Below are 18420 nucleotides of genomic sequence, written 5' to 3'. Positions count from 1 at the left end.
TCATCGACGCCGAACCTAGCGGCAACCAGCCGAACCGATCACCACGTACATAGAAGCGTCTTGCACTTTCTGTCGCGGTATAGGCCGCAAAAGTGACGTATCGGCAACCGAAAGCGCAAGATCGGCGGGGCTGGGCACGAGGGGCCGTTTCGCGTTGTCCGACAGGCGTGAGAGTTGCGACGTTGGAGTTGTGGGTGAGCCGGGAATGCGGGCCCACGTGCGAGACTAGGTAACCATGAGCGACCCACGGATCACCTCGTCGATCTTCACCCGCGGCGCGGTCGACCTCAGCACGCTGCGTGGCCCCGCACCAGCCAGTACCCGCCCCGGCACACCCCCGCAGGGCGGCCCGTCCGCCGGCACGCCGGGCGCACCGACCGCCGACAACGCCTCCATCGTCGACGTCACCGAAGCGACCATCCAGTCCGCGGTGCTCGAGCAGTCGATGGCACTGCCCGTCATCGTCTTCTTCGGCGCGGCCGGCTTCCCCGAGAGCGACGAGTTCGCCCCGGTGCTCGAGCGGCTGGCAGCCGAGGGCGGTGGCGCCTGGGTGCTGGCCCGGGTCGACGCGCAGGAAAACCCGCGGATCGCCCAGATGTTCCGGGTCCAGGGCATCCCGACGGTCTACGCCGTCGTCGGCGGCCAGCCGATCGACGCCTTCTCCGGTGTGGTGCCCGAGGCCCAGCTCCGCCAGTGGATCCAGGCCGTTCTCAAGGCCGGCGGCGTGACCGTCGCCGAGCCGGAGGACCCGCGCCTCGACGAGGCGGACGACGCGCTCATGAGCGGCGACCTGGACGCCGCCGAGCAGGCGTACCGCAAGATTCTCGCCGATGCCCCCGCGGACGCCGCGGCTACGGCGGGCCTCGCCCAGGTCGGCGTGGCACGCCGGGTGGCGGGCGCCGACCCGGCCGCCGCGCTGGCCGCCGCCGAGAGCGCCCCCGACGACGTCGCGGCCCAACTGCTGGCCGCCGACATCGAGGTGCTCAGCGGGCTGGCCGAGCAGGCGTACGCCCGCCTCGTCGGCCTGGTCCGGCGCACCTCCGGCGAGGACCGCGAGACGGTCCGCCAGCACCTGGTGTCGCTCTTCTCCATCGCCGGCCCGGACGATCCGGCGGTCGCCTCGGCCCGTAGGGCACTGGCCAGCGCCCTGTTCTGAGTCCGCAGCACGACTGTGAGTGCGTAGTACGCCAGCGCGGGCCGGCGGTTCGCCGGCCCGCCCGACCACCGGGGACGGGAGCTCATGATGCGCCGGATCGCCGTCCTCGACGCGCCGACAAACCTCGGCCTGCGACCGCCGACGTCCACCTCCGTGCCGGGCTGCGCCAAGGCGCCCGGCGCGCTGCGCGACCACGACCTGCTGGCCCGGCTGCGGGCCCGCGACGCCGGGTGCCTCACCCCACCCCGGTACGACCCCGGGGACTGGCGGCCCGGGGACGGTGTGTGCCACGCCCGGGAGATCGCCGACTACTCGCTCGCGCTCGCCGAGCGGATCGGCTCGATCATCGATCGGGGCGAGTTCCCGGTGGTGCTGGGTGGCGACTGTTCCGTGCTGCTCGGCTCCGCGCTCGCCATGCACCGCCTCGGTGAGGCGGTCGGCGGGCGGATCGGACTGGTCTTCGTCGACGGGCACTCCGACTTCCGGCACCCCGGCAACGCCTCCTACGTCGGCGCGGCCGCCGGGGAGGACCTGGCCCTGGTCACCGGCCGCGGGCAGGCCGACCTGGCCGCGTTGGAGGGTCGCCGGCCCTACTTCCGCGACATCGACGTGGTGGTGCTCGGCATCCGTGCGCAGGACGAGTACCGCCTCGACCTCCAGGCCGCCGGCATCACCACCCGCCCGGTTCCCGCGCTGCGCGCCGAGGGCGCCGCCCGGACCGCCCAGTGGGCACACGAGCAGCTCGCCGACTGCGCTGGCTACTGGGTGCACATCGACGTCGACGTCCTCGACCCCGCGGTGATGCCGGCCGTCGACGCCCCCGACCCGGGCGGCATCGCCTTCGCCGAGCTGGAGATCCTGCTCGCCGGCCTGGTCGACACACCACACTGCCTCGGCGTCGAACTGACCGTCTTCGACCCCGACTACGACCCGGACGGCTCGTACGCCGCCGAGATCGTCAACACCGTGGTCGCCGGTCTGGCTCCCGTCACCGCCCCGGAGGCGATGCCGCCGCGGCTGCTGTCGCCCCGGCCCACGCCCGCCGCGAGACGCGCCACCGAGCGGACGACGGCCGCCGGCCGCTCCGACCGTGCCGAGCGCCACGGCGGCCCGGCCGGGCTTGATCGTGCCGCGGGCGTGCCGGGGTCTACCGGCCCTGATCGCGGTGCGGGCACCGTCGCAGACGCTGCCCGGTTCGATGAGTACGACGGCGAGGGCCTCGACGAGGACGACACCTCCCGCGCGGCCTCTCCCGGCCTCGGCTCCGCCCGCATGCCGGTGTCGAGGAGTGAGGCGGCCGACGAGGTCACGGCCGAGGCCGAGCCATCCGTGATCCGCGACCGGTCCCCGTCCGAGCCGTCGGGTCTGGCGGCGCAGATCGCGGCGGCGGGCGAGCCGTCGGGTCTTGCGGCGCAGATCGCGGCGACGGGCGAGCCGTCGGGTCTTGCGGCGCAGATCGCGGCGACGGGCGAGCCGTCGGGTCTCGCGGCGCAGATCGCGGCCACGGTCGAGCGCGAACCGGTCGGTCCGCCCGCGTCGGCCGGCCCGGGTCTGCTGCGGCGGCCCTCTCCGCCGGTCCAGAACGGAGCCGAAGGGCCCCAGACCGACACCGCCTGACCCACTCGCGGCCCCCCGACCCGTGATCCACTCGGTATCAGCGAAACCGGGGTGCCCGGACGGCTTGGACGCCCCGGTTTCAGCGAAACCGAGTGGATCAGCGCCCTGCCCGGGTGGGTCAGGGCGTGGGGAGGGCGCGGAGGAAGCGTTCGGCGATCGGGACGGCCGAGGTGGTGCTGGCGCCGCCCTTCTCCACGAACACGGCGAACGCGACGTCACCCCGCCAGCCCACGAACCAGGCGTGCGTGTGGGCCGGGTTGTCGTCGAACTCGGCGGTGCCGGTCTTGCCGTACACCTCGCCGCCCGGAACGTCCTTGAGCGCGCTGGCGGTGCCGGCGGTGACGACCTCGCGCATCATCGTGCGCAGCGCCGTCACGGACTCGGGCTTGAGCTGCTCGCCGGGCGGGGCCGGCTTGGCCGGCGCCGGGTCGACCAGCAGTTTCGGCTGCTCGAAGCGGCCCCGGGCGACGGCTGCCGTGGCACCGGCCATGGCCAGGGGGCTGACCAGCGTGGTGCCCTGGCCGAACGACGCGGCGGCCTGCTCGGCGGGGCTGCCGCCGGTGGAGACCTTGCCGGTGAAGGCATCCACGCCAAGGTCCCACTGCCCCTCCAGCCCCAGGGACCGGCCGGCGGCGGCCAGCCCGTCGCCGCCGAGCTTCGGCGCCAGCGAGGCGAAGGCCGTGTTGCAGGACTTCGCGAAGTCGGTGCGGAACGGCACCGAGCCCAACTCGAAGTTGTCCGAGTTCTTGAAGGACCGGCCGTCGACGGTGAAGGTCTTCTTGCACTCCACCGGGCCGTCCAGAGTGACCGCGCCCCGGTCCAGCAGGCCCAGCGCGCTCACCATCTTGAAGGTGGAGCCCGGCGGTACCTGTGCGCTGAACGCCAGGTTCTCGCCGGCTGGGCCGGGACCGTTCGCGGCGGCGAGTACCGCGCCGTCGCTGACCCGTACCGCGACCAGCGCGGAGCGGCGCGGCTCGGCGCGCAGTGCCCCGTCGGCCGCGTTCTGGGTGGCCACGTCCAGGGTGGTCTTCAGCGCCTGGCCCGGCTGGGGTTCTCGGCGGAACAGCTCGGTGCCGGTGGGCGCGAGCTTGCCATCCTCGGTGGGTCGCTCGACCAGCACGGTCAGCCCGGGGGCGCCGCGCAACCGCTCGTCGTAGCGGCCCTGCAGGCCACCGTGTCCAACGAGGTCGCCGGCGACGTACCTGTCGGGGTGGGCGGTGAGGTCGTCGGCCTGCGCCTGGTCGACGCTGCCGAGCAGCGCGCGGGCGAACTCCCGGGTGGGTGCGAGGTCGAGCTTGTCGGAGATGAACTTGGTGCCGGGCAGGTCGTAGATGCGAGGTTTGATCTGCTTGTACGCGTCCTCGCGCAGGGTCACCACCTCGACGAACGCGCCCGGGTCGGCCTCGGCGACCCGCTTGGGAAGGTCGGCCAGGTCGACGCCGGGGACCAGAGCCGGACGGATCGCCTTGAAGGCGGCGTCGAGATCCTTGACCAGCTTCTTGATGTCGGTGACCTGGTTGGGCTGCACGCCCACCCGCACGATCGGGCGCGGTGACACGATCGGCGTGCCCGCCGCGTCCAACACGCCGGCACGCGGGCCGGCGTCGCGGCGCAGCGCCAGCCGGTCGCCCCTGGTGAGCTGCTCGTGGAGGACCCGCGGCTCCCACATCACCCGCCACTGGTCGTCGTCGCCCTGGATGAGCCGCAGCTCCCGGTCGTACGTCCAGTGGGTCTGGCCCGGCAGCGACCAGTCCACCCGGATGGTGGTGGTCGCGATGTTCTTCGTGATCTTCGGCTCGCCCTGCCGGGTCAGCGTGGGCGGGGTGCCGGCCAGCTCGCCGGACAGCTCCTTGATCTCCTTGCTCACCTCGGCCGCCGGTGTCTTCGCGCCGGTCGAGTCGACCATGGCGACTGCCTGCAGGTCGCCACTGCGCCAACCGGCGAGGAAGGCGTCGGCGCTGCGCTCCGGGCCGTCGTCTCCCGAGCACGCCGCCAGCACACCGGCGGTGAGCAGGGACGCGGTGAGCGCGGCCACCCGGCGGGTGCGGTTCGACCGGTTTGGGCGGGGGTAGGACAAGGTCATGAAGCGGTCCTTCCGATCTCGTGCTGCCCTGCACGGTAGTACGCGAACGCTGTCCCCAACGTCCCGGGAAGTCCTCGACGTGCGGAAAGACGGACCGAGCCGGTGTGATGAACATCGCGCGGCGGGGTATCCCGCAACCGGCCAACCTCGGACCCGCAACGGGTGAAAGGACGAAGTCCCGATCCGGACGTCCCGCCAGTGGTCCGCCGACGAAGGCGGCAAACGGCAGGCCTAGGCTGGGCGGCAGAGTGACCCACAACGCGGTGGGTCGAGGGGAGTGGCACCGATGGACCGGCGTCCGGCGATCAAACCGGAACCCGACCTCCGACCGGATGACTCCGGGCGGGACGAGGACAGCTTCGATTCGGCGACCGACGGGGACGGCTACGGCCGGCTCGACACCGGCGTCACAGGGCTGACCGGGTCGAGCATCGACACCATCTACGATCTGGGTCTGCCGACCGAGGCGTTGGCCGACGACGTGGAGGACGCCGAGCTCGACGAACCGGTCCCCAACGCGGAGCGCCTGGTGGCCCAGGCTGTCGCGCTCGCCGGGGACGACCACGACGCGGCGACCCTGGTCGGTCGCTTCTGGCGGTTCGCCCCGGACGAGGAGCTGGTCGGGTTCACGGCGGAGGAGATGCTCGACGCGGCCCGGGCGCACCGGGACCTCGCGCAGCAGCGGGTGCCCGGCGAGTTGAAGCTGCGCATCCACGAGCCGCACGCCGACCAGCACCACACCGTCGTCGAGATCGTCACCGACGACATGCCGTTCCTGGTCGACTCGGTGACCGCGCTGCTCAACTCGTACCACCTGGACGTACACCTGCTGGTGCACCCGCTGGTGGTGGTTCGGCGCGAGCCGCTGGGTCGCCTCTCCGAGGTCTCGGCGGACGTGGAGCCGGACGACGCGATCGCCGGCGACATCGTCGAGAGCTGGATGCGAATCGAGATCGACCCGGTCCGGGACGCGGCCGAGCGGGAACGGTTGGTCGGTGAGCTGCAACGGGTGCTCACCGACGTACGGGAGGCCGTGGAGGACTGGCCGAAGATGCGTCAGCGGGCCCTCGCGCTCGCCGACGAGCTGGCCTCGGCCCGTACCTCGGACAACCGCCCGCCCGTGCCGGAAAAGGACATCACCGACTCGGTGGAGCTGCTGCGCTGGCTCGCGCACGACCACTTCACGTTCCTCGGCTACCGCGAGTACCGCCTGGTCGACGCACCCGACGGAAACCCCGCGGACCCGGTGGACGGCAAGGCCCTCGAAGCGGTGCTCGGCACCGGGCTGGGCATCCTGCGCTCGGACTCCCCGGATGCCCGGTCGCTGGCCTCGATGACGCCCGAGGCACACGAGAAGGTGCTGGAGAAGCGCCTGCTCATCATCACCAAGGCCAACTCGCGGGCCACCGTGCACCGCTCGGCGTACCTGGACTACATCGGCTTCAAGATCTTCAACGAGGCCGGCGAGGTCATCGGCGAGAGGCGTTTCCTGGGGCTGTTCTCCACCGCCGCGTACCGGACCAGCGTCCGGGAACTGCCGGTGGTGCGACGCAAGGTCGCCGAGGTGCTCGACCGTTCCGGCCTGAGCCGGCGTAGCCACTCCGGCAAGGACCTGCTCCAGATCCTGGAGACCTACCCGCGCGACGAGCTGTTCCAGATCAAGACCGACGACCTGTACCACGCGGTGATCGGCGTGCTGCGGATGGCGGGTCGCCGGCAGTTGCGGGTGTTCCTGCGCCGCGACGCGTACGGGCGGTTCATCTCCTGTCTGATCTACCTGCCCCGCGACCGGTTCACGACGCAGAACCGGCTGCGCATGCAGGACATCCTGCTGCGTGAGCTGAACGGTGTCGGGGTGGACTACACGACCCGGGTCACCGAGTCGATGCTCGCCCGGATCCACTTCATCGTCCGCACCGACCCGACCCGGCCGCCCGGCGAGATCGACGCCGACCTGTTGGCCGAGGAGCTGGCCGACGCGACCCGGCTCTGGGACGACGACTACCGGCTGGTGCTGGAGCGCAAGCTCGGCGACGAGCAGGCCAAGCACCTGTTCGCCCGGTACGCCGACGCGTTCCCGGAGGGCTACAAGGACGGGCACACGCCGTACGAGGCGATGAAGGACCTGGCCAAGCTGGAGCTGCTGGAGGAGCCCGGCCAGATCGAGATGCACCTGTTCCGCAAGCAGCTCGCGCCCCGGCCGGGCACCCGCGTGCCGGGCGCCGACCTGCCCGACGACATGAACGTGCGGTTCAAGGTCTACCGGTACGGGGAGCCGATGATGCTCTCCGCCGTGCTGCCCGTGCTGCACTCGCTCGGCGTACGGGTGGTCGACGAGCACCCGTACGAGGTGGACCGGATCGACGGTCGGGTCTACCTGTACGACTTCGGTCTGATGCTGCCCGAGGGGCACCACGAGCTGGCCGAGGTCCGTCCGCACGTGGAGAACGCGTTCGCGGCGGCCTGGCGCGGCGAGGCCGAGGTGGACCGGTTCAACGAGCTGGTGCTGCGCGCCGGACTGACCTGGCGGCAGGTGGTGGTGCTGCGGGCGTACGCGAAGTACCTGCGGCAGGCCGGCACGGTCTTCTCGCAGGACTACATGGAGCAGACCTTCATCGCGTACCCGAAGCTCGCCAGCCTGTTGGTGGAGCTGTTCGAGACCCGGTTCGCGCCGGGTGAGCTGAGCGCCGAGCAGCGGCAGCAACGCAGCGGCGAGCTGGTGGAGACGATCCGGGGCGCGCTCGACGACGTGGCGAGCCTCGACCAGGACCGGATCCTGCGCTCGTACCTGACGCTGATCGAGGCGACCCTGCGGACCAGCTTCTACCAGAAGCCGGTCGGCGGGCGGCCGAAGGCGTACGTGGCGTTCAAGCTCGATCCGCAGGCCATCCCGGACCTGCCGGCGCCCCGACCGAAGTTCGAGATCTTCGTGTACTCGCCCCGGTTCGAGGGCGTGCACCTGCGGTTCGGGCCGGTGGCCCGGGGCGGGTTGCGCTGGTCCGACCGTCGGGAGGACTTCCGGACCGAGGTGCTGGGCCTGGTCAAGGCGCAGATGGTGAAGAACACGGTGATCGTGCCGGTGGGCGCCAAGGGCGGCTTCGTGCTGAAGCAGAAGCCGGGGGACCGCGACGAGGCGGTCGCCTGCTACCAGGAGTTCGTCGGCGCGATGCTCGACGTCACCGACAACATCGTCAGCGGGCAGATCGTGCCGCCCGACGACGTGGTCCGGCACGACGGCGACGACCCGTACCTGGTGGTCGCGGCGGACAAGGGCACGGCGACGTTCTCGGACATCGCCAACGAGATCTCGCTGGCGCACAACTTCTGGATGGGCGACGCGTTCGCCTCCGGCGGTTCGGCCGGCTACGACCACAAGAAGATGGGCATCACCGCCCGTGGCGCCTGGGAGTCCGTGAAGCGGCACTTCCGGGAGCTGGGCCTGGACACCCAGACCCAGGACTTCACGGTGGTGGGCGTCGGCGACATGTCCGGCGACGTGTTCGGCAACGGGATGCTGCTCTCGGAGCACATCCGGCTGGTGGCCGCGTTCGACCACCGGCACATCTTCCTGGACCCGGACCCGGAAGCCGCCACCTCGTACGCGGAGCGGCGGCGGCTGTTCGACCTGCCCCGCTCCTCCTGGGAGGACTACAACCCGGAGCTGATCTCGGCCGGCGGTGGCATCTTCCCGCGTACCGCGAAGTCCATCCCGATCACGCCGCAGGTCCGGGCGGCCATCGGCCTGGACGGCGAGGTCACGCAGTTGTCGCCGCAGGAGCTGATGAAGGCGATCGTCACCGCCCCGGTGGATCTCTTCTGGAACGGCGGCATCGGCACCTACGTCAAGGCGTCCACCCAGACCAACGCCGAGGTGGGCGACAAGTCCAACGACGCGATCCGGGTGGACGGGCGCGACCTGCGGTGCCGGGTCGCGGGCGAGGGCGGCAACCTGGGCTGGACCCAGCTCGGCCGGATCGAGTACGCGTTGACCGGCGGCCGGATCTTCTCCGATTTCATCGACAACGCGGCCGGTGTGGACACCTCCGACCACGAGGTGAACATCAAGATCCTGCTCAACACGGCGGTGGCCGACGGCGAGCTGACCACCGCCGAGCGGGACGAGCTGTTGGCCGGGATGACCTACGAGGTCGCCGAGCTGGTCCTGCGGGACAACTACGACCAGGCTCGGGCGATCAACAACGCCCAGGCGCAGGCCGCCTCGCTGCTCCCGGTGCACCGCCGGATGATCAACGAGCTGGAGCGGTCCGGCGGGTTGGACCGGGCCCTGGAGGCGCTGCCGCCGGACGAGGAGTTGGCGGTTCGCAGCGAGTCCGGGCTGACCGCGCCGGAGTTCGCGGTGCTGCTCGCGTATGTGAAGATCGTCCTGGAGCGGGAGATCCTCACCGATGGTCTGGCCGACGAGGAGTGGACGACCGATGTGCTGGTCAACTACTTCCCGACGCCCATGCGTGAGCGGTTCGCCGACCGGATGGGCCGGCACCGGCTGCGCCGGGACATCGTCACCACCGTGCTCGTCAACGAGGCGATCAACCGGGGTGGGATCTCGTTCATCTTCCGGGTGGTCGAGGAGACGGCGGCCAGCGCGGCGGACGTGATCCGCGCGTACGTGGTGGTCAGCGAGGTGTTCGGCCTGCGTGACCTGTGGGACGCGGTCGAGGCGCTGGACAACAAGGTCGCGCCCGAGTTGCAGACGAGCGTCTACCTGGACACCCGTCGGCTGCTCGACCGGGCGGTGCGGTGGCTGGTGTCCAACCGGCGCTCGCCGATCGACGTGCCGGCCGAGATCGCCCGGTTGCGGGACGGCGTCACCCGGCTGTTGCCGGGGCTGGAGGAGCTGTTCTACGGCAACGAGCGCCAGGGCATCGCCGCGCACATCGACTCGATGACCGAGCGTGGGCTGCCCCGCGAGCTGGCGGAACGCGCGACCCGGCTGATGTACAGCTTCGGTCTGATGGACGTGGTGGAGACGGCGACCCGCAGCAGACGGGACGTCGGCGAGGTGGCCTCGGTCTACTTCGTGCTCTCCGACCTGTTCCGGGTGGACTCGCTGCTGTCGAAGATCTCCCTGCTGCCGCGGGAGGACCGCTGGCAGACCCTCGCGCGGATGGCGCTGCGCTACGACCTGTACGCCGCGTTGGCCGCGCTCACCGCCGAGGTGCTCGACTCCACCGGGGACGAGTTGCCGCCGCACGAGCGGGTGCAGCAGTGGGAGCAGTCGAACGCCACGTCGATCCACCGGGCCCGCCAGGCGATGGGGGAGTTCGACGAGTCGCGGGCGGATCTCGCTGCCCTGTCCGTGCTGCTGCGCCAGATCCGCACCCTGGTGCGGACCTCCGCCGCCGTCTGAGTCACTACGCCGGACGCGGTCCGGCCGGTCGGGATGACCCGACCGGCCGGACCGCTTCGTGTACGGGTTGGTCACGCCGCCAGGGTGGCGAAGACGACCACGTTGTCGGGGTAGCTGCGCACGGTCTCGTCGAACTGGCCGCCGCACGTCACCACCCGCAGGCCGGGCCGGTCGTTCGGCCCGTAGACCAACTCGGTGGGGAAGGACGTCTTCGGGTACGACTTCACCGAGTCGACCCGGAACGTCGCCGGCTGGCCATCCGCCCGCCGCACGGTGATCGTGTCACCGGGCACGAGCGCGCCGAGGTCGAAGAAGACGGCCGGGCCGAGCTTCGCCGAGTCCACGTGCCCGACGATGACCGCGTTACCGGTCTCACCGGGGCTGGCACCCGGCTCGTACCAACCAGCCTGGTCGGCCTGCTCCAGCGGGGGGACCTGGACGGTGCCGTCCGGGTTGGTGCCCAGCGACATGATCGTCGCGTCGACGCCGATCCGGGGGATCTCGATGGTGGTCGGAGCGGACCGGGTCAGAGCGGTCGGCGCGGCTTCGCCGTCGACGGGTGGGATGTCGCTGTCGGGGACCGCCGACCCCGTGACCTCGGGGCCGGCCTGGGCCAGTGGCTGTGGGGGTCGGGCAGCGGGCGTGGTCTGCAACGAGGCGCCGATCATGCCGGCGCCGATCATGGCGAGGGTGACGACGACGGCCGCGCCGGCGGCACGCCACGGTCTCCCGTGACGGCCGCCGGCCGGTGTCGCCGTCACGTCAGGCGAGCGAACCATCGGTCCGCCGACGACGCATCAGCACGATCCCGCCGAGCGCGGCAGCGCCGAGCAGGCTCGCGCCGCCGGTGGCCAGGCCACGGTCGGTGCCGGTGCTGACGCCACCGTCACCACCGTCGACCCCGCCGTGGGGCAGGACGACCAGTTCGCCCTCGCCGCACGAGCCCTTGAGCTCGTAGCGACCCGGCTTGGCGTCCTTGTCGACCTTGGCCTCGCCGTAGTAGACGAACTCGCGCTCGTCGTCGCGGCCGCCCTTGTCCCAGCCCTTGTCCGAGCCGTAGTCGCTGTCCTCGGACTCGTGGCCCTTGGACTCCCAGCTCTTGTCCGAGCCGTACTCGTCGTCGGAGCCGTAGTCGTGGCCCTCGGACTCGTGGCCCTTGGACTCCCAGCTCTTGTCCGAGCCGTACTCGTCGTCGGAGCCGTAGTCGCTGTCCTCGGACTCGTGGCCCTTGGACTCCCAGCTCTTGTCCGAGCCGTACTCGTCGTCCGAGCCGTAGTCGTGGCCCTTGGACTCCCAGTCCTTCTTGTCTTCGTCCTTGGACTCCCAGTCCTTCTTGTCTTCGTCCTTGGACTCCCAGTCCTTCTTGTCCTCGTCCTTGGACTCCCAGTCCTTCTTGCCTTCGTCGTCCTGGGCGTCCTGGCCGTGCTCCTCGCCCTTCCAGTCCTTGCTGTCCTCGTCCTCGTAGGCGTCGGCGGCAGCGCCACCGCCCTGGCCGCCGGGCTGGGCGTCGCCGTGCTCACCCTTGCCCTTGTCGTCCTTGCCCTTGTCGTCCTTGCCCTTGTCGTCCTTGCCTTCGTCGCCCTTGCCTTCGTGGTCCTTGCCCTTGTCGTCCTTGCCGTGCTCGTCCTTGCCCTTGTCGTCGTGGTCGTAGGAGTCGTCCTCCTCGCTCCACTCGCCGCGGTCCTCGCCCCGGTCGTCGCGCGCCGGCTCGAGCTTGACCTTGCCGGTGACCTTGGACCACACGTAGGCGTGCTCCTGGCGATCCGGGCAGATCTCGAGGAGCTTGACCTCGTCGCCGGCCTTCACGATGTGCGGCTTGGCGTAGACCTTGCCGTCCTCGTCGTGGTGACCGTCAGCGAACGCGATCCCCGGCGCGAACACCAGGAGGGACGCGCCACCGAGGGCGGCGCCCGCAACGACCTTCCCGAGCATCTTCTTAGCCATGACCTGCGTCACTCCATCCCTGTTGTCCTGAGCCCGGCGACAACCGAGCTAAGACCGACGTTAGACCGTTTCACGACTTATGAAGTGAAAGATTCGCGTTTTGACCTTTGCTGGTGGTAAGAGGCGAAGGAGTGATACGCGGCTTTCTTTGCTCGCCGTGCCGCGCCGGGCGCTCACCGCCCGGCCGGGTCGGTCGCGGCATTCCCGACTCGCCGCGCGATACGAGCCGGGCTCGACCGTTAACGGATGACTGGTGCCACCCGCGTCACCTCGGGGGTATCGTCCGAGTCGAGGGTGCCGGCGCATCGAACCATTGCCATGGAAGCGCTCCCATGCAAGAATCGGCGCACGCGGTTCGGGGGAGCCACACCGCGCAGGCGGGGCGTCGAGGGCATCCGGTTCACCGGACGACATCTGGCCGCCGATCGGTCGGCCACGCGCCGGCCAATCACCACCAATCACCACCACCGCCCGTCCGGGTCGGGCACCCCAAAGAATCCCGTGGCGCCGGAGGCCGTCCGTGCAGGACGCCCGCCGGGCCGTCTCGCCGGGCCGTACGCGGGCCCGGTCTCGCCCAAGGAGATCAGTGGCATGAATGTGTGGAGAAGGCTGTCCGGCCCCCGCCGGACCCTCGCGCTCGCCGGCGCGGGCGTTCTGGTCGCCGGCGGGCTGGTGACGATCCCGGTCACCGCGGCGCAGGCCGCGACGCAGTGCGACATCGCGTACACGACCAATGACTGGCAGGGTGGCTTCACCGCCAACATCACCATCAAGAACCTCGGCGACCCGGTCAACGGTTGGACGCTGGGCTGGACCTTCCCCAACTCCAGCCAGCGCGTGCAGCAGGGCTGGTCGGCCACGTACACCCAGTCCGGCAGCCAGGTCACGGCCCGCAGCATGTCCTACAACGGCACCCTCGGCACCGGTGCGACGACGAGCATCGGGTTCAACGGCGCGTGGAGTGGCAGCAACCCGAAGCCGACCTCGTTCACCCTGAACGGTGTGGTCTGCAACGGTGGCACCGGCAACCCGACCACCCCGCCGCCCACCACGCCTCCGCCCACCACGCCTCCGCCCACCACGCCTCCCCCCACCACGCCTCCCCCCACGAGCCCGCCGCCCACGACGGGACCGCCGCCGACCACCCCGCCCCCCGGGACCAAGGTCGACAACCCGTACGCCGGTGTGCCCGGGTACGTGAACCCGGAGTGGAAGGCCAAGGCGGACGCCGAGCCCGGCGGTAGCCGCGTCTCGAACAACCCCACCGCCGTGTGGCTGGACCGGATCGCCGCGATCAACGGCACGCCGAACAGCAGCTCCAACGGTGCCTTCGGGGTGAAGGACCACCTGGACGAGGCGCTGCGTCAGGGCGCCGGTTACATCCAGTTCGTGATCTACAACCTGCCCGGCCGCGACTGCTCCGCGCTCGCCTCGAACGGCGAGCTGGGCCCGAACGAGCTGCCCCGCTACAAGTCCGAGTACATCGACCCGATCGCCGCGATCCAGAGCGACTCGAAGTACCGGAACCTGCGGATCATCAACGTCATCGAGATCGACTCGCTGCCGAACCTGGTGACCAACACGTCCGGTCAGGCTGGCGGCACGGTCATGTGTGACACGGTCAAGGCCAACGGCGCGTACGTCAACGGCGTCGGCTACGCCCTCGCCAAGCTGGGCGCGATCGGCAACGTCTACAACTACATCGACGCCGGGCACCACGGCTGGCTCGGTTGGGACAGCAACTTCGGCCCGACCGCCGACATCCTGAAGACCGCCGCCGTCGCCTCCGGCAGCACGGTCAACAACGTGCACGGCTTCATCACCAACACCGCGAACTACTCGGCGCTCGTCGAGCCGAACTTCAAGATCACCGACAACGTCAACGGCCAGACGGTGCGGCAGTCCAAGTGGGTCGACTGGAACTACTACGTCGACGAGCTGTCGTTCGCCCAGGCGTTCCGGACCAAGCTGATCTCGGTTGGCTTCAACTCCAACATCGGCATGCTGATCGACACGTCCCGCAACGGCTGGGGCGGCGCCAACCGGCCCACCGGCCCGGGCGCGACGACCAGCGTCGACACGTACGTCAACGGTGGCCGGATCGACCGCCGGGCGCACGCCGGCAACTGGTGCAACCAGGCCGGCGCTGGTCTCGGCGAGCGGCCCCGGGCGAACCCGGCCACGGGTATCGACGCCTACGTCTGGGTGAAGCCCCCGGGTGAGTCGGACGGCTCCAGCGCGGAGATCCCGAACAACGAGGGCAAGGGCTTCGACCGGATGTGCGACCCGACGTACGGCGGCAACGCCCGTAACGGCAACAACCCGACCGGGGCGCTGGCGAACGCGCCGATCTCCGGTGCGTGGTTCTCGGCCCAGTTCCGGGAGCTCATGCAGAACGCCTACCCGGCGCTCTGATCGGGTAGCTCACGCGCCAACCTGCCTCCGGCAGTAGGTGAGGCACTGCCGGAGGCAGGTTTCCCCGGGGTCCCCGGTCCGACCATCACGGTCGGGCCGGGGACCCCCTTTTCCGCGTCTGTCCCGGGTCAGGGCACGGTGCGTTCGATCGCCGCGCGGCCGTGTTCGGCCAGGTCGCGACGGGCCTTGTCCAGGTTCTCCGGGGTGAGGTCCTGCCCACGGGCCATCACCAGGTCCTCCGGTTCCCAGGGCTGCTCGGCGCCGGTACGGATGTTGTCGCCGCCCGCGCCGGTGCCCGTCCCGGTCGCGCCGGTCCCGGCGGCGTACGGGTCGCCGAGCAGGTCGTCGGTGTCCGGGGCGAGGTCCGGCTGCCGCTCGCGGGGCTCGGTGAAGGTCGGCGTGTCGCGGTCGGGGCCACCCCCGGTCCGCAGCTCCGGCACGGTGCTGTCGTCGTCCACCGCAGCGGCCGTTTGCGGGCTCTCCTCCAGCGGTCGGCGGTCGCGATCGGTCATGGTCCTGCCTCCTGTGTCCGACACGGTGCCTGATCCCCGTCGCGTACCCCGTGCGCGGGTGCCCATGCGCGGCACTGGCGCCGTCCCGGTGGACGGCGCCGGCGGCGGACCGGGGTTCAGTGGTCGGCTTGGGGCTCGTTCGCGGAAGGCGCCTCCGCCGGCCGCAGCCACTGCCAGAGCAGCATGACCAGCCCGAAGGCGAGCATCACCAGGCCGGCCCACAGGTTGATGCGGACACCCTCGGCCTTGTCGATCTCGGCTCGACTGTCGAAGATGCCGATCAGCGTCACGATGATCCCGTACGCCACGAAGAGCCCACCGATCACGCGACGGATGTCGAACAGACGGGCGGCGGCGGAGCGACGCTCCTCCGACTGTGTCTCGTCGATCAGCGGGTCCTGCGCCGGCTGGCCGTCGTTGCTCATCTGCCGACTCCTTTCCTAAAAGACCGGGATGTAGAAGAGTGCGGCCAGCGCGACCGCGACCAGGCCGAGCAGCACGGGGGAGCGGTACCAGACGGCGTCCCCGGCGAGCACGTCGCCCTTCAGGTCGACGCCGCCCATCCCGTAGACCAGTCCGCGCAGATCCTCGTCGCGCTTGGGCGCGGTGAGCGGGGTGAGGATGGCGGCGACCACCGCCACGGTGACGAACGCGATGCCGGCGCCCCAGAAGCTCTCCTCCAGGTCGGAGTTGAAGCCGATGACGCCGCCCTTGTAGAGCAGGTACGTCGCCAGCGACGCCAGGGTGCCGAGCAGCAGCGACCAGAAGCCCGCGAGGGCGCTCATCCGCTTCCAGAACATGCCGATGATGAAGGTGGCGAACAGCGGCGCGTTGAACAGGGAGAAGAGCGCCTGGATGTAGTTCATGATGTTGCTGAACCCGGAGGCGATGAACGCTGTCCCGATGCCGATCACCACGGCCGCGACGGTCGCCCACCGGCCGATCCGGAGGTAGTAGTCGTCGGAACGGCCGCGTCGGACGTACGACTGCCAGATGTCGTAGGTGAAGACGGTGTTGAAGCCGCTGACGTTGGCCGCCATGCCGGCCATGAACGACGCGAGCAGGCCGGTGACCGCCACCCCGAGCACGCCGTTGGGCAGCAGGTCCCGCATCAGCAGCGGGATGGCGTTGTTGTACTGCAGGTCGCCGCTCTCCGCACCGAGGCCCTTGACCGTCACCAGGGCGACGAGGCCGGGGATGATCGTGACCAGCGGGATGAACAGCTTCGGGTACGCGGCGATGATCGGTGTACGCCGGGCGGCGCTCATGTTCTTGGCCGACAGGGCCCGCTGCACCTCGGCGAAGTTCGTCGTCCAGTAGCCGAACGAGAGCACGAAACCGAGCCCGAAGACGATGCCGATCCACTGCGCGCCGAGGGGGTTGTCGGTGCTGGCGGTGTCCTGCCAGGCGTGCAGACCCGCCTCGCCGAGTTTCGAGTCGCGGACCGCGTCCATCAGACCGCTCACGCCGCCGACCTTGACCAGACCGATCACCGTGACCGGGATGAGGCCGGCCAGGATGACGAAGAACTGGAGCACCTCGTTGTAGATGGCCCCGGACAGGCCACCGATGGTGATGTACGCCAGCACGATCGCCGCGCCCACCACGATCGCCGTCCAGAGCGGCCAGCCGAGCAGCGCCTGCATGACCAGGGCCAGCGCGTAGAGGTTCACACCGGCGATCAGCACCTGGGCGACGGCGAAGCTGAGCGCGTTCAGCAGGTGGGTCGGTCGGTTGAAGCGCAACCGCAGGTACTCGGGGACGCTGCGGACCTTGGAGCCGTAGTAGAAGGGCATCATCACGATGCCCAGGAAGACCATCGCCGGCACCGCGCCGATCCAGTAGTAGTGGACCGTCATGACGCCGTACTGGGCGCCGTTGGCCGCCATGCCGATGATCTCCAGTGCCCCGAGGTTCGCCGAGACGAAGGCGAGGCCGGTCACCCAGGCCGGCAGGGAACGGCCGGAGAGGAAGAAGTCGACGCTGGTCCGGATCGCCCGGCGGGCGGCGAAGCCGACCCCGAGGACGGTGACGAAGTACAGCGCGAGGATCAGGTAGTCCAGCCCGTTCATGTTGAGCCGGAGGCCGCCGCCGTCCATCTCGTCACCCCTCGTCCGACGTGGGCACCGCAATCGATGCGCGCGCCCTATTACCCGCTCCGCGAGGTTTCACGCCTCTGCGTCGCGGTCGGTGTATTCACCCCCACTCGTGCGATGTCCACGCACGCGAAGGGGCGCCCCGACCCGCAGGCCGGAGTGCCCCTTGCGATCGTGTCGTCTCAGCGACCCAGAACGCGGTCCAGGAAGTCCCGGTAGTTACGGACCGCCATGCGCAGTTGCTCGGTGTCCGCCGAGCCGGCGTCCTGCCAGCCGCCCAGCGTGTTCTTCTGCGCCGCGAGCGCCGAGGCGAGTGCCTGGATGGCCTCCTCGACCAGGGCCTGCGCCTCGCCCGCCGCAGCGTGCGGGTCGTCGACGAACCGTAGTTGCACGTCCCGCCAGCGGTCCCGGAAACCCTGTGCGGTGTCCCCGTCCAGGAGCGTGGCCGCGTCGGTGGCGACGGTGGATCCGGCGGGTCGCGAGGTGCCGGCCGACTCCAGCGAGGTTGCGGCGACGACCGGTTCGCCGTCCGCGTCCGGGTCCACCAGCTCCGGCGACGCGCTGCCGTAGCCGGCCGCGCCCGCCGTGGCCGCGTCCGGATCGCCCTCCCAGTCGGTCAGGTCGCTCCGGCGCTCCGGCGCGCCCTCCGTGCTCCCCGGCACGACGACGGTTCGCGCGCTGTCGGTCCGGTCCGGTCGGTCGTCGATGTCCAGGTCGGCCGCCTCGTCGGCGTCCGGTGTCGTGTCACCGTCGGTCTCCGCGAAGCCGTCGCGGCGGTGCAGTTCGGCGGTGGGGTCGGCGCGCAGGCCCTCCCGCTCGCCGTCCTCGGCGCCGTCGCCCGGCGCGGCGGTCCGCTCGGCCCGCGGGTCGGGCTGGTCCTGCGGGCGTGGGCTGGCCAGGGCGGACGCGGCCACCGCGTCGGCGACCGTGGTGGCGCCGAACGCGGTCGGCAGCGGACCCGGCTCGTGGAAGCCACCCTCGTCGTCGGCCCGGTCATGCCGGACGTCCGGATCGGTGCCGTTGGCCCCCTCGTGGTCGGTGGTCGGGACGTCGTCGGCGCTCCGTTCGTCGCCGATGGTCGGATCGTCGAAGGTGCCCCGGTCGTCCAGGGAGTCCTCGGGTACGTCCGAGTGGGCGGCCCGGTCACCGGTCGGCGGGACCGGCACCGGCGCGGACCGGACGGCCTCCGGATGGTCGTTGCTCACCTGCTGCTCTTCGTGGCGCATCGG

10 protein-coding genes and 1 pseudogene are annotated in these 18420 nt (G+C 70.8%); 4 read left to right on the top strand and 7 right to left on the bottom strand.

Going from position 1 to position 18420, the window contains the following annotated elements; all coding sequences use genetic code 11:
• Positions 1-235: 235 nt before the first annotated feature.
• Positions 236-1156, top strand: a complete 921-nt coding sequence (locus tag ACLQ25_RS19485) for a tetratricopeptide repeat protein (protein ID WP_425732249.1) — start codon at positions 236-238, stop codon at positions 1154-1156.
• Positions 1157-1240: 84 nt separating this feature from the next.
• A pseudogene (locus tag ACLQ25_RS19480) lies at positions 1241-2222 on the top strand (arginase family protein); the annotation flags it as partial.
• A gap of 669 nt (positions 2223-2891) precedes the next feature.
• Here ACLQ25_RS19480 and ACLQ25_RS19475 read toward each other — a convergent pair.
• Positions 2892-4856 (bottom strand): penicillin-binding transpeptidase domain-containing protein, encoded by a 1965-nt coding sequence (locus tag ACLQ25_RS19475; protein ID WP_425732248.1) that lies wholly within the window; start codon positions 4854-4856, stop codon positions 2892-2894.
• 286 nt (positions 4857-5142) lie between these two features.
• Here ACLQ25_RS19475 and ACLQ25_RS19470 point away from each other — a divergent pair, with 286 nt between their 5' ends.
• Complete coding sequence (locus ACLQ25_RS19470; RefSeq protein ID WP_425732247.1) at positions 5143-10224, top strand: NAD-glutamate dehydrogenase; 5082 nt, start codon at positions 5143-5145, stop codon at positions 10222-10224.
• A 71-nt stretch (positions 10225-10295) separates the two neighbouring features.
• Here ACLQ25_RS19470 and ACLQ25_RS19465 read toward each other — a convergent pair whose 3' ends face one another.
• Complete coding sequence (locus tag ACLQ25_RS19465; RefSeq protein ID WP_425732246.1) at positions 10296-10985, bottom strand: class F sortase; 690 nt, start codon at positions 10983-10985, stop codon at positions 10296-10298.
• 1 nt (position 10986) lies between these two features.
• Positions 10987-12168 (bottom strand): hypothetical protein, encoded by a 1182-nt coding sequence (locus ACLQ25_RS19460; RefSeq protein ID WP_425732245.1) that lies wholly within the window; start codon positions 12166-12168, stop codon positions 10987-10989.
• A gap of 591 nt (positions 12169-12759) precedes the next feature.
• On the opposite strand from ACLQ25_RS19460, the gene ACLQ25_RS19455 reads away from it, so the two are divergent.
• Positions 12760-14583, top strand: coding sequence for a glycoside hydrolase family 6 protein (locus tag ACLQ25_RS19455; protein WP_425732244.1), 1824 nt, complete (start codon positions 12760-12762; stop codon positions 14581-14583).
• Between the two features lie 128 nt (positions 14584-14711).
• Here the strand turns inward: ACLQ25_RS19455 and ACLQ25_RS19450 are convergent, their stop codons facing one another.
• From ACLQ25_RS19450 to ACLQ25_RS19435, 4 genes are all read right to left on the bottom strand, one after another.
• Positions 14712-15095: a hypothetical protein gene (locus ACLQ25_RS19450; protein ID WP_425732243.1), complete on the bottom strand. Its 384-nt coding sequence runs from the start codon at positions 15093-15095 to the stop codon at positions 14712-14714.
• Between the two features lie 116 nt (positions 15096-15211).
• On the bottom strand, positions 15212-15520 hold the full coding sequence (locus tag ACLQ25_RS19445) for a hypothetical protein (RefSeq protein ID WP_357134217.1): 309 nt from the start codon (positions 15518-15520) through the stop codon (positions 15212-15214).
• A 15-nt stretch (positions 15521-15535) separates the two neighbouring features.
• Positions 15536-17194, bottom strand: coding sequence for a sodium:solute symporter family protein (locus ACLQ25_RS19440; protein WP_357174641.1), 1659 nt, complete (start codon positions 17192-17194; stop codon positions 15536-15538).
• Positions 17195-17373: 179 nt separating this feature from the next.
• A complete protein-coding gene (locus ACLQ25_RS19435; protein ID WP_425732242.1) occupies positions 17374-18417 on the bottom strand; it encodes a hypothetical protein in 1044 nt (347 codons plus the stop codon).
• Between the last annotated feature and the right edge of the window lie 3 nt (positions 18418-18420).

It is taken from the genome of Micromonospora sp. DT44, assembly GCF_049841635.1.
In the GTDB taxonomy this organism is placed as follows: Bacteria; Actinomycetota; Actinomycetes; order Mycobacteriales; family Micromonosporaceae; genus Micromonospora.
This window is presented reverse-complemented; position numbering and strand designations above follow the sequence as displayed.